This window comes from Streptomyces sp. NPDC006259 (assembly GCF_042870975.1).
Lineage (GTDB): Bacteria > Actinomycetota > Actinomycetes > Streptomycetales > Streptomycetaceae > Streptomyces.
On the sequence record NZ_JBIAHY010000003.1, the window covers coordinates 1,004,211 to 1,016,568 of the forward strand.

Sequence of the window (12,358 nt, forward strand, 5' to 3'; positions counted from 1 at the left end):
TCGGATTCCGCCCGCTGGGGGCAGAGATCCGGTCACTTGCAACCGCCCGTGTCACGCGGGCACTTGGCCCGGCCGCGCCGGAGCGGGAGGAGACCGGGGTCAGCGCCAGGCCCGGTACGGCTCGTCGAGCAGCTGGAAGACCGGCTCGCCCCGCACCGGGTCCTGGGCCGTGGACAGCCGGACCCGGTCGCCGCTGTGGATGCCGATGAGCGGGCCCATCACCCGGCCGCGCACCACGAAGCCCTCGGCCATCTCGACCAGGGACACATTGCGCGCGGAAGGGGTGTTGCGGTGCACCACCGTGGCGTGGCGGACCGTGCCCGTGCCCTCGCTGCGCTCCGTGCGCAGGTCGCTGCCCTGGCAGACCGGACACAGCAGCCGGTGGAACATGGCGGTGCCGCACCAGGTGCAGCGCTGGAAGAGGATCGCGTCCGTGTCCGTGGCGGTCCGGCGGTCGAGGAGCCCCGCCGAGGAGCCCGTCGCCTGCTGAACGGCGCTTCCTGAGTCGTGGTACACGCTGGTCAACTCCCTGCACATCGGCCGGAATCCCCGTGCGCGGCTCACCCGGGCACAGGTGTGCGCGGTTCGCCGTGCCACCGTGCACGCCCACAGGTTATGGCACTCAGTGCCACTGGTAAAGGCACTGCGTACCCCCAATCTGGCGGGGTCCGCTCCGGGGCCTACCCCCGCCCCAGGGCCGTCTCGATCTCCCGCACCACCCGCCACAGGGGCGCCCCGCGCCGCGCCACGAGGACCACCACGTCCTCCGGGTGCCCGGCATCCCCCGTGCCCTTCGAATGCCCTGTGTGCCCTGTGTGCCCTGTGTGCCCTGAGTTCCCGGAGATCGCGGAGGCCCCTGCGCGCTCCGGCCGGTCCGGGAGTTGCTGCGCCGGTGTCACCGGCGGGGCGCCGAACGCGGACTGGACATAGCCCAGGGCATGGTCGACCGTCGTGCTCGCGTCACCCTCCCCGTCCGAACGAAGCCAGGAGCGGAGCGCGTTGTTGTGGGCGGCGACCACGGCGGCGGCGATCACGTCGGCCCGCAGGTTCCCGTCGGGCGGGCCGGCGAAGCGGTGGCGCAGGTACGCGGCGAGGGCGCGTTCGTAGCGCCACACCACCGACAGCTCGTACGCGCGCAGGCCGGGCACCTGCTTGGTGAGGCGGTAACGCTGCACGGAGAAGGAGGGGTTCTCGGCGTACATGCGCAGCACCAGCCGCGCGGCGTCGCACACCCGGCGGACCGGCTCGTGGCCCTCGTCGCTCGCGGCGAGGAAGGCGGTCATGTCGGCCAGGCAGCGCTCGTGGTCGGGGAAGACCACGGCTTCCTTGGAGGGGAAGTAGCGGAAGAAGGACCGTCGGCCGACCTCGGCGAGGGCCACGATGTCGTCGACGGTGGTCTGCTCGTAGCCCCGCTCCAGGAACAGCCGGAAAGCCGCCGCGACCAGGGCGTCCCGCATGGGCGGCTTGGTGCCGGCCGCCGCGGCGCTGTCACGGGAACTCATGGCAGGGAACGTAACACCCGACCTGCGGCGATGGCACTCGGTTCCCTCGCGCGGGGAACCGAGTGCCACCGGAGGTGGGATGCGTTCAGAACCGTTCGGCCGCCTCGACCACGTTGGTCAGCAGCATGGCCCGCGTCATCGGGCCCACCCCGCCGACCGGCGGCGCGAACGACCCGGCGACATCGCTCACGTCCGGGTGGACGTCGCCGAGGATGCCCTCGACGGTGCGGGTGAGTCCGACCGACAGTACGGTGGCGCCCGGCTTGACCCAGTCCGGCGTGACCATGTGCGCGACACCCGCCGCCGCCACGACGACGTCCGCCACGCGCGCGTGCGCGGCGACGTCCTGCGTCGCCTCGTGGCACAGGGTCACGGTGGCGTGCTCGGAGCTGCGGGTCAGCATCAGCCCCAGCGGCCGGCCCACGGTGACGCCGCAGCCGATGACGCAGAACTGCTGCCCGGTGATGGCCACGTGGTTGCGGCGCAGCAGGTCGATGATGCCGCGCGGGGTGCAGGGCAGCGGCGCCGGTATGCCGAGCACCAGCCGGCCCAGGTTCGCCGGGTGCAGCCCGTCGGCGTCCTTGACCGGATCGATCAGCTCCAGCACGGAGTGGGTGTCGATGTGCGCGGGCAGCGGCAGCTGCACGATGAACCCCGTGCACGCCGGGTCGGCGTTCAGCCGCAGCACCGCCGCCTCCACATCGGCCTGCGAGGCCGTGGCGGGCAGCTCCACACGGATCGACGCGATGCCGACCTGGGCGCAGTCGCGGTGCTTGCCGCCGACGTAGGAGCGACTGCCCGGATCGTCGCCGACGAGGATCGTGCCGAGTCCGGGGGTGATCCCACGTTCCTTCAACGCCTGCACGCGCAGGGCGAGTTCGCTCTTGATGTCGGCCGCGGCGGCCTTGCCGTCGAGGAGTGTTGCGGTGGTCACGGGAGTCGCGAGCCCTTCAGGAGTACCGAAGACGTACCGGAGAGACGTGGACGTACGAAAAAGACGTGGACATGCGGAGAGGCGGCGGGGGAGACGACGCTGTCCCGGACCGGTCGGACGATCCGATTCCCGACACTGTCATCGTACGTCCCGCCCGCCCCACGCCCGCCGCGACGAGAACGGCCGTCGGCGGACCCGGGAGCGGGACCCCTGTCCGCCCGACGTACGCTGCCCGCACCGCCACCGTCGTCGCGCTCCGTACCGCCCGTACCGCCGGCACCGCACGCACCACCGAGGAGTCACGCATGTCCACCGAACGCCCCCGTCTCCTCTACGTCACCGACCTGGCCTACGAGGCCCGCGGGCGCCGCTACGGCGACGAGGACGTCTTCCTCACCTCCCGGCTGCGCACCCACTTCGACCTCGCCCTGTGCCACCCCCTGGACGCGGTCGCCCTGATGGACGCCTTCGACGCCGTCGTCGTCCGCAACAGTGGCCCCGTCCTCGGTCACCAGGAGGCGTACGACGCCTTCCGCGAGCGCGCGCTGAGCGCCGGAACCCGCGTCTACAACCCGCTCACCGGCCGCGCCGACATGGCGGGCAAGCAGTACCTCCTCGACCTGAGCGCGGCCGGCTTCCCGGTGATCCCCACCGTCGACCGACCCGAGGACCTGCACCGGCTGCCCGAGTCGGACCGCTATGTGGTCAAGCCCAAGCTGGGCGCCGACTCGATAGGCCTGCGGATCGTCACCGCCGACGCCCTGCCGGCGCTGGCCGACGGCGTCTCCCTGATCCAGCCGTGCGTCGACTTCGCCCACGAGATCTCCTTCTACTTCGTCGACGACGACTTCCAGTACGCGCTGTACGCCCCGCGCCCCGACCGCCGCTGGCAGCTGGAGCCGTACGACGCCACCGCGCGGGACCTGCGGTTCGCCCGCCGCTTCGTCGACTGGAACGGCCTCGCGCACGGCATCCAGCGCGTCGACGCCTGCCGCGCCCCGGACGGCGAGCTGCTGCTCGTCGAGCTGGAGGACCTCAATCCCTACCTCTCCCTGGACCTCGTGGACGACAGGACGCGGGACGCCTTCGTCACCGCCATGACCCGTTCCCTGCACGGTTTCCTCGCCGGCTGAACCCGGCAGCCCCCGCGCCCGTACCTCTCCCCGGGGGACCCGGAGATCCCGGTACGGAGGGAGAGCGGCGTGCCGACGGCGGACGAGCCGGCGAAGCCTCGCGAACGCGCGGTCCTGGAACCCGTGCGGGTTCTCAGGCCGCGCAACACCGACGCCCTCGCGGAGCTGTTCCGCGAGATGACCGACGACACCGACGACACCGACGACGCCGAGGAATACGAGAGTGTCCCGCTGCCGGCCGAGGAGCGGACGCGGGAACTCCCGCCGGTCCGGCCCGGCCGGCGGCCCTCCGGCCGTGGGTCCGGACGGCGCCGGGGCGCCGTCGCCGCGGGCGCCGTGCTCGCGGCCGCCCTCGTCGGCCTCGGCTGCGCCCTCCTGCTGCCGGACGGCGACCGGGGAAGCGGCGCCCGGACGCTCCCGGCCGCCCCGCCCGCCGGCACCGCGCCTTCGGCCGACCCGGACGGCCCCGGCACCCTCCGGGAGGGCGCCACCGGACTCCGGGTCACCGACCTCCAGCAGCGGCTGCGGCGCATCCCGAACGTCTACGACGACGGCGCCACCGACGGCCGCTACGACACCGTCCTCACCGAGGCCGTGGCCCGCTTCCAGCTCTGGTACGGCATCCGGGGCGACGAGAGCGGCGTCTACGGTGACGACACCCGCCGTGACCTCGAATCGCGCACCGGCTGACGGCCGGCGCCTATGCCGCCGGGCTCTCGCCCTCCTCCGGCACCCTGATGTCCACCACGCACACGTCGTCCCGCCGCTCGGGCTCCAGCAGCGCGCCGAGCAGCCGGTCCAGCGGCGCCGATCCGCCCGCACCCGGCACCTCGGCGGCCGCGGCCAGCCGGTCCAGGCCGCGGTCGATGCTCTCCGAGGGCCGCTCGACCAGACCGTCGGTGTACAGCACCAGCCGGTCACCGGGCGCGAGACGGCACTCCGCCTCCTCGTACGTGGCGGTGTCGCCCGCGCCGAGCAGCATCCCGAAGGGCCGGTCGAGGTAGCGGGCCTTTCCGTCGCGCAGCAGCAGGGGCGGCGGATGGCCCGCCTGCGCCCACACCAGCCGGCGTTCGCGGGGGTTGTAGCGGGCCAGGACCATGGTCGCCGTACCGTGCGCGTCGCGGGAGTGCAGCAGCAGGGCGTTGAGCCGGTCGAGCGCCCCTGTCAGCGACGAGCCGGTGATGACCATGCCCTTGGCGGTGAACCGCAGCAGTGCCATCGCGGCGACGGCGTCGATGCCGTGCCCGGCCACGTCGCCCACCACGAACAGCGCGTCACCGTCCGGCAGTTCGATGGCGCTGAACCAGTCCCCGCCGACGTTGAGCCCTGACTGGGCGGGCAGGTAGGCGATGTCGACCCGCAGCCCCGCCAGCCGCACGGGTTGCTTCGGCAGCGGGAGCAGTGCGTCCTGGAGCCTGGCCGCGACCGTGCGCTCGGCCTGGAGCACGCCGTGCTGGGTCAGGATGGCCCGTTCGCTGGCCACGAGGGCGAGTTCGGCGCTGCGCTGCGCGGTGACGTCCTGGACGAAGCCGTGGACCTCGACCGGGGTGCCCCGGTCGTCCACCACGGCCTCGGCGACGGCGCGCAGATGCCTGATCCCGTCGCGGGTGGCGATCCGGAACGGCACGTCGCACGGCCGGCCCAGGCGCACCAGTTCGGTGACGGCTCGGGCCACCGCGGGCATGTCCTCGGGCAGGGACAGGCCCGGCAGCTGCGCCAGCGGCAGGGCGCCCCGGGCGGGGTCCCGGTCGAAGATGGCGTAGACCTGGGAGGACCAGTTCACCTCGCCGGTGACCAGGTGCCAGTTGGCCCAGCCCAGGTTGCCCAGCCGCTGCACGTCCGCGAGACGCTGCTCCTGCCGGTCCGAGGGATCGTGCCGGATCCAGTTGACGACCAGTCCGTCGCCCAGCCGTGCCACCCGCGCCGAGTAGGTGGACAGCTCGCTGACCCCGGCCACGACGTGCTGCCGGACGAACGGCTCGCTCTCGTAGGGCCGGCCGGTGACCAGGGTGTCCAGACAGCCCTGCCACAGCGGCTCCCCGGCGGTCCCCGGCCAGCACTCGAGGAAGCGCTGGCCGACCAGTTCGCGGCCCCTGCGGCCGACGGCGTCGGAGGTGTCCACGGTGGCGGCGTCGATGCGGAAGTCCTCGACCTCCCCCGACGGGGAGCGCAGCGGGGTGAGCAGGACGGCACTGCCCGCGAGCCGGTCGAACACCGTCCGCACCGCCGCCGCGGCCGCGCCGACCGCGGGGTCCTGCCGGATGCCGAACATCTTCAGCGGGCCCGCGCACAACCGGACGAGACCCAGCAGATGGTGACGGACCTCGGGGTCGAAGGACCCCTCACGGCGCCGGAGTATGCCGACCGCGACCTCGGCCGGCCTCCCCGTGGGCACGGGCAGCCAGGCGCGGGTCGGCCACTGTTCGGGCGGGTCCCCGATCAGCAGGTAGCGCCGCCGGTCCGCGTCGATGTCCTCCAGCCAGCACGCCTCACCGGAGTCGAGGGCGTCCAGCGCGGCGATCCCGCTCAGCGGCGGCACCCGGCTCCACTGCTGGACGAGCAGGTCGTCGACGCCCGCGTGTCCGACCAGTTCGAGCCCGCCGGCGGGCAGCCGCGTGAAGATCAGGACGGCCGCGGCCCCGGTGTCCGGCGGGAGGTGGTCGAGCAGGCAGCGGGCGAGATCCTGCGGTCCGCCGACCCGGACGAGCGCCTGGCCGAAGCGGGCGAGGGTCTCGCTGTCGGGGTCCGCCGCGAGCGCGGCCGACCGAGAGGGGGGTCCGGTGACCACGTCGGCCGGGAGCGGCTGCGCGGCCGTGCGGTTCTGCGGGCCCAGGCTGCCGAGGGTGATCCAGCACTCCTCCAGCAGCGTGCGCCGAGCCGTCCTGGCCCGCCGCTGAAGCTCCTCGTGGGCGGCGTCCGGCGTGCAGCCGGTGCCGGCCATGACGGCGCCCTTGGCGCGCTCGACGACCACCGCCGTGGCGGCCAGGTCCTGGAGTCGGTCCAGCTCGGCGCGCTGGCGGGCGACGACCTTGGTCAGGGCGGCCAGATCAGGTACGGCACCGGCCTCCGGGGGCCGGGCGGCTTCGCTCGTCACGCCTTGAGCATGGCACACCGGCCGGGGTCCGAGCACGGCCTTGTGTCGCTGCTCTCGCCAGCGACGATGGCCGAGGGGGCGGTGGAACGGAAGATGTCCTTCAGCGTCCGGGGCCGCTCTCCGCCAGCGCCTCGGCGACCGCACGGACACTGCGGGCGATGTGCTGGAGTTGCAGTACCTCGGCGGCGTACAGCTTGATCGTGTGTTCGATGACGGACTCGGGCAGTCCGAGGCGGGGCAGGTCGGCGCGGGCCGTCTGGAGAGCGGTGCGGGCCACCCGGATCTCGTGCTGGACCTGGATCTGCGCATGGCGGGCGAGCAGCACGGGGTGGCGCAGCAGCGCCGGGTAGCTCGCATAGCGCGCGGGCACCAGCTCGCGCAGCCACTTGGCAGCGGAGCGCTCCCAGTCGTAGCTGCCGGGGGCCTTGACCTGGCACGGCCAGTCCGGGCTGATGCGCGTCGTCGTCAGGGGCATGATCATCGCTTCCGGGTATGTGTCGTCGTGACGGGTGGTCCGACGGTTCTGGGCGGCCCCGGTCCAGGGGATTGACCGGGGCCGCCACGGGCGCTCGCTCCGGCGAGGCCCCGAGCAGCCTCGGCGCCGACGCGGGTAGGGGACGGCGGCTTCGGGTGCCCGTTCTGGTGCCCTCGGCGGGCGGGTGCGGCCGTGAGCAGTATTTATATATGCCGTCTCCTTTGCAAGACGTATGAAAACATTCATGCGCGATTTGTTGGCAATGATCCCTTGGCGCTTTCCCGGGGCCGGGGGTGCGGACGAGCCGGTGCGGCGCCGGGGTCATTCCCGCAGGAAGAACTGGTGCTGCTCGGCGATCTGCTCGTACTCCTCCAGCCGCGCCTGGGTGCGCTCGGGCCCCGCGTCCGTCATCGCCTGGAGCAGCGCCGCGGCCATCACGCCGGGGGCGGCGTAGGAGTCGAACACCAGCCGGGAGCCGGTCCCGGTGGCGAAGGTGACGTCGGCCTCGTCGGCCACCGGACCCAGCGCCAGGTCGGTGACCAGCGCGACCTTGAGGCCGGCACTGCGCGCGACCCGCACCGCGGTCAGCGTCTCCTGCGCGTGCCGGGGCATCGAGAACGCCAGCACCCACGTCCCGCCCGCCTCCCGGGACTGGAGCAGGGCGTCGTAGGCGACACTGCCGCCCCGTGTCACCAGCCGTACGTCCGGGTGGATACGGCGGGCCGCGTAGGCGAAGTACTCCGCCAGCGAGGCCGAGATGCGCAGGCCCACGACGGTCAGCGGGGTGGAGGCCGACAATCGTCGGCCCATGTCGATGACCTGGTCCGGGTCGGCGAAGTCACGGCGCAGGTTCTCCAGGTTCTCGATCTCCGCGTCGACCGCCGCCTGGAGTTCGTTGCTCCGGTTCTCCTCGGCCGGCGCCGGGCCGCCCGCGAGGGTGCCGAGCGCGATCGACTGGAGCCTCTCCCGCAGCGCCGGATAGCCGCTGAACCCGACCGCCGCCGCGAACCGGGTCACCGAGGGCTGGCTGACCCCGACCCGCTCCGCGAGGTCGGTGATCGACAGGAACGCCGCCTCGGTGAGGTGCTCGATCAGGTACTGGGCGATGCGCCGCTGGCCCGGGGACAGATGAGGCCCGTCGAAAAGCGCCCGGAGCCGGGAGGTCGCGGACACCTCCGCCTCCGGATCGGTCTTGCCCGAGGTGATCGTGGTCGCCTGTGCGCGTGCCTGCTGAGGCGATGGCACCGGTCCTCCTCCTAGTACTCCCACGAGGCTCAACATAGCTCACGCACCGTGCCCGACCGGGTGTCGGAGAGCGCGGGACGGCACTGGTGAGGGCGCCGGGGGAGGGGGAGCGGAAGGGTGCGCGGGAGCGGTCCGCGGACGGGCCGCGCCCGCGTCCGGACCGCTCCCGCCCGTCAGGCCGTCACCGCCGCACGAGGCGCACCGACAGGCCGCCCGCCGCGTACACCGGCACCGCCCGCAGCTCGTCGGAGTCCAGTTCCACGCGGTCGAAGCGACCGCGCAACGCGGGGGCGTCGATCACGCGGACGGTGCTGCCCACGGTCGGCGGCCGATCCTCGTCCAGACGCAGCGACAGCACACTGCCCGCGCCCAGCACCACCCGGCGCGTCACCGTGAGGACCGCCTGGTGCCGGCCCGCGCGCAGCGTGGGCTCCAGCGTGCCGGACTCCTGGGCGAACAGACCGTGCACCCGGACCGGCTCGTCGACGCGGACGGTCCCGCCCAGCACCCGGACGTCACCGTGGCCCAGCGCGTGCGCCGAGGCCGACACCAGGACGCCGTCCGCCACGACGGTCCCGCCGGTGTACCGGTTGTGGCCGGTCAGGGTGAGTGTGCCGGTGCCCTTCTTCGTCAGACCGCCCCGGCCGCCGATGTCGTTGCGCCAGGCGTCGGCCGCCCCGAAGCCGCCCGCGGACGCGTCCAGGGTGACCGTCACGTCCTCGTCGAAGGAGCCGTAGCCGTCCGCCGCCGTGAACAGGTCGAGGCGGCCCCACTGCTCGAAGCCGTCCAGCAGGACGTATCCGGCGGGCAGCGCGGTCGTGCGCAGCACCTCGCGGCGCTGGTCCGCGCTCAGGTACGGCAGCCGCGTCTCCAGCAGCACCTCCGCGCCCTTGGGGACGGTGAGCGGCTCGTCGCGGCCCTCGCGGGTGAGCACGTAGGTCAACCGGGGCTCCACCGAGCGGTGGTTGGCGCGAGGGTCGGCGTAGCGGTCGGCGGCGTCCGAGTGCGCGTGGGCGTACAGGGTGTCGGCCGTGGTGCCGGTCCGCTCCGTGAAGTACGCCAGCGCCTGGGCCCGCGCCGCCTTCTTCAGCTCGGCGTTGGCCGGGTCGGCCAGAGTGGCCGCGGCGAGGGCGGTGGCCATGACGCGGCCGCCGATGACGTCGACGGTGGAGTGCATGCCGGAGACGATCCGGGTGTGGCTCAGTTCGAAGGCGCGCGTCACCAGCTCCTGGAACCGCTCGGGCACCGCGTACGCGAACGCCAGCGCCGCCAGGTGGAAGGCGTTGGTGTGCCCGCTGGGGAAACCGCCGTCGTCGACCGGGGAGGTGCTGCGCTGGCGCAGCAGCTGGGTGACGACGACCACCTTCGAGTCGTAGACCGGGTAGCCGAGGGCGTCGGTGCGACCGGTGTCGACGACCTCGCTGTTCTCGTTCATGCGCCACGGACGCGGGTACTGGAAGGCGTACTTGCCGGGGTTGCCCGAGGCGAACGGGCCGCGCACGGTGTCGACCAGCCTGGCCACCTGCCCGAGATCCGAGGTGTACGACCCGGCGCCGAGCGCGGAACCGGCCGGGGCGTCGGCGGGAACGGCGTCGCTGATCGTGGTCGCGGGAGTGGTGTCCGGGGCGGTGGTGATCGAGGTGACCGCCTTGGCGCCCGCGCGGTAGAGGTCGGCGAGCGGGCCCAGGGCGCCGATCATCGCGTAGCTCTGGTGCTGGCGGTCGTGCACGAACGCCTCCCGGGCCTGCGCCTCCGTGCGGGCGGCGGTGACGCGGGCGCAGTAGCGCATGTTGGCGCGGAGCACGTCGGGCCGCAGCGCGGTCCCGGTGTTCCAGGCCGCGCCCGTCCGCCAGACCTTCGCCATGCCGCCCAGGACGCGCACCACGGCGTTGGTCTCGGGCGTCAGGTTCGCCATGACGTTGCTCTTGTAGTCGTCGGCGAACGCGAGCGGGGCCGTGGCGGCCTTGGCGTCGGCGGCGGCCAGCCAGGAGACGAGCGTGGGCGCGGCGACCAGCGCGGCGGAGCCGCCCAGGGACGCCTTGAGGAAGCCTCGTCGGTTCACGGCGGTTGACGGCATGGAGGTGCCTCTCTCAAGTGGTCCGGCCGTACGGCCGGAAGGTCGTGCGAGTGGGTGCGACTCTGAGGGGTTCTGACGATCCGTGAGCCGAACGGTGCGTACGTGCGAAGATCTACGGCCGTGTCGTGTCCCGTCGGCGAGGGGTCGGAGACCGGGACGTGTCGCGCGGGTGAACGCGGTCCCGGCTCGTCGGTGCGGGGGCGCGGACGGACGGGGCGGAGAGCGGGCACGCCGCGACCGCGGGGCGGGCGGACCACGGCGCGGACGCCGACGAACACCGGGGCACGACGGCGCCCCGGCGGGCGGCCTCCGGGCGGGTGGGGTGGTGGGTCGGCAGTGGCAGACGCGGTCGCCGGGGCACGGCGGTGCCCCGTGGACGGCGGTTCACGGCGGCGACCCGTGGACGGCGGGCGGCGGGTCCGTGGCTGAGGCCGTGTCCGTTCGTACCGGTCCTCGTGTCCGTGCGACCGTGCGCCGCGTGGGTGGTGCCTGCCGTGCCCTCCGGGCGGGTGGGGTGGTGGCTCGGCAGTGGCGGACGCGGTCGCCGGGTCACGGCGGTGACCCGTAGGCGGGGGCCGGCGCGGCCGTGTCCGTTCGTGCCGGTCCTCGTGTCCGTGCGACCGTGCGCCGCGTGGGTGGTGCCTGCCGTGCCCTCCGGGCGGGTGGGGTGGTGGCTCGGCAGTGGCGGACGCCGTCGCCGGGCCGCGGCGGTGCCCCGTGGGCGTCGGTTCACCGCGGTGACCCGTGGGCGTCGGCCGGCGCGTCCGTGTCTGTTCGCACCAGCCCTCGTGCCAGGGCGATCGCTCCCCGCACGGGTGGTACCCGCAGCGGCCTCACCCGTGTTCCCGGCAGGGCCGTCGCGAGAGCCGTGGTGAACGCCTCGTACAGCGCGGGCTGGGCGAGCACCGTGCCGCCCGCGACCACGACGTCGTCCACGGGAACCCCGCGGGCGGCGAGCCGGCTGACCAGGGCGGCGAGCGCCCCACCGGCCTCGGTGATCACGGTGCGGGCGAGCGGGGAGCCGTCGGCGGCGGCCGCGAAGACGGCGGGGGCGTGCCGGCCCCACTCGGCCGAGAGGTCCGAGGCCCCTTCCAGGGCCCCGCCGAGCGCGGGCACCTCGGCCACTCCGAGCGAGTCGAGCAACCGGACCGCGAGGTGTTCGGGGCGTTCCCCGCGGTCGTGGGCGGCCCATACGGCGCGGACGGCCTCCCGCACCAGACCGGCGGCGCCGCCCTCGTCGCCGAGGACCGCGCCCCAGCCGCCCACCTGCACGGCGGTGCCGTCGGGCAGCCGGCCCACGGCCACCGAGCCGGTGCCGGCGACGAGGCCGACGCCCTGGTCGAGACCGGCGGCGGGGACGAGGAGTTCGGCGTCGCCGACGATCCGTGCGGGCATGTCGAGGAGGGTGGCGACGGCGGCGCCGATCGCGGCGCCCTGGCGTGGGGTCTCGCAGGCGTGCGCGCCGACGGCGAGGGAGGCCGGGCGGGCGCCGGCGGGCAGCGCGTCGCGCACCAGGGCGGCCAGCCAGCCGGCCGCGGCAGCGGGGTCGTGCGGCCGCCAGCCGCCGCTGGCGCGGACGTGGTCGGCCACGAGGTCGCCCCCCGCTAGCGCGCGGAGATGCGTCTTGGTGCCGCCCACGTCGATGCCGACCAGCAGGGGGCACGCGGGAGGAGAGTCCTGCACGGATCCTCTTTCGTCGTTGCGCTGGGCTGCGACGGCGGGCGAACCGTGTCCTGGAGGACAGGAGGGAAACAGGAGTCGCGGAAGGTGGCGAAGCCCCGGGACGGGCCTCTGACGGAGCACGGCAGGCGAGTACCGTGATGTTCGTTAGGAAGTTAACTAACGAAGTACAGTGCGTCAAGAGTCGTCGCCCACTCGGGTCCGAGTGCGTCGCGACC

Annotated in this window: 10 protein-coding genes; 2 read left to right on the plus strand and 8 right to left on the minus strand. The window is 73.9% G+C overall.

Features of this window, described 5'->3' with window-relative positions:
* Positions 1–99: 99 nt before the first annotated feature.
* The 3 genes from ACFYO5_RS15765 to ACFYO5_RS15775 all read right to left on the minus strand — a co-directional run bounded on the left by ACFYO5_RS15765 (position 100) and on the right by ACFYO5_RS15775 (position 2,436).
* Positions 100–516: a Zn-ribbon domain-containing OB-fold protein gene (locus ACFYO5_RS15765; RefSeq protein WP_388709263.1), complete on the minus strand. Its 417-nt coding sequence runs from the start codon at positions 514–516 to the stop codon at positions 100–102.
* Between the two features lie 164 nt (positions 517–680).
* On the minus strand, positions 681–1,457 hold the full coding sequence (locus ACFYO5_RS15770) for a TetR family transcriptional regulator (RefSeq protein WP_388709265.1): 777 nt from the start codon (positions 1,455–1,457) through the stop codon (positions 681–683).
* Positions 1,458–1,587: 130 nt separating this feature from the next.
* Complete coding sequence (locus ACFYO5_RS15775; RefSeq protein ID WP_356565772.1) at positions 1,588–2,436, minus strand: bifunctional methylenetetrahydrofolate dehydrogenase/methenyltetrahydrofolate cyclohydrolase; 849 nt, start codon at positions 2,434–2,436, stop codon at positions 1,588–1,590.
* Positions 2,437–2,741: 305 nt separating this feature from the next.
* Between ACFYO5_RS15775 and ACFYO5_RS15780 the strand changes: the two genes are divergently transcribed.
* Positions 2,742–3,569, plus strand: a complete 828-nt coding sequence (locus tag ACFYO5_RS15780; RefSeq protein WP_388708921.1) for a hypothetical protein — start codon at positions 2,742–2,744, stop codon at positions 3,567–3,569.
* Between the two features lie 69 nt (positions 3,570–3,638).
* Positions 3,639–4,259, plus strand: a complete 621-nt coding sequence (locus tag ACFYO5_RS15785; RefSeq protein WP_388708923.1) for a peptidoglycan-binding protein — start codon at positions 3,639–3,641, stop codon at positions 4,257–4,259.
* Between the two features lie 10 nt (positions 4,260–4,269).
* On the opposite strand, the gene ACFYO5_RS15790 is transcribed toward ACFYO5_RS15785, so the two are convergent.
* The 5 genes from ACFYO5_RS15790 to ACFYO5_RS15810 form a co-directional block, all read right to left on the minus strand.
* Positions 4,270–6,663, minus strand: coding sequence for a SpoIIE family protein phosphatase (locus tag ACFYO5_RS15790; protein ID WP_388708926.1), 2,394 nt, complete (start codon positions 6,661–6,663; stop codon positions 4,270–4,272).
* A 100-nt stretch (positions 6,664–6,763) separates the two neighbouring features.
* Positions 6,764–7,144 carry a hypothetical protein gene (locus tag ACFYO5_RS15795; RefSeq protein WP_356565765.1) on the minus strand — a complete coding sequence of 127 codons (381 nt, stop codon included), beginning with the start codon at positions 7,142–7,144 and terminating at the stop codon, positions 6,764–6,766.
* Between the two features lie 315 nt (positions 7,145–7,459).
* Positions 7,460–8,383, minus strand: coding sequence for a MurR/RpiR family transcriptional regulator (locus ACFYO5_RS15800; RefSeq protein WP_388708928.1), 924 nt, complete (start codon positions 8,381–8,383; stop codon positions 7,460–7,462).
* 181 nt (positions 8,384–8,564) lie between these two features.
* Positions 8,565–10,460 carry a phosphatase PAP2 family protein gene (locus ACFYO5_RS15805; protein WP_388708930.1) on the minus strand — a complete coding sequence of 632 codons (1,896 nt, stop codon included), beginning with the start codon at positions 10,458–10,460 and terminating at the stop codon, positions 8,565–8,567.
* Between the two features lie 729 nt (positions 10,461–11,189).
* On the minus strand, positions 11,190–12,143 hold the full coding sequence (locus ACFYO5_RS15810; RefSeq protein ID WP_388708933.1) for an N-acetylglucosamine kinase: 954 nt from the start codon (positions 12,141–12,143) through the stop codon (positions 11,190–11,192).
* Positions 12,144–12,358 lie beyond the last annotated feature (215 nt).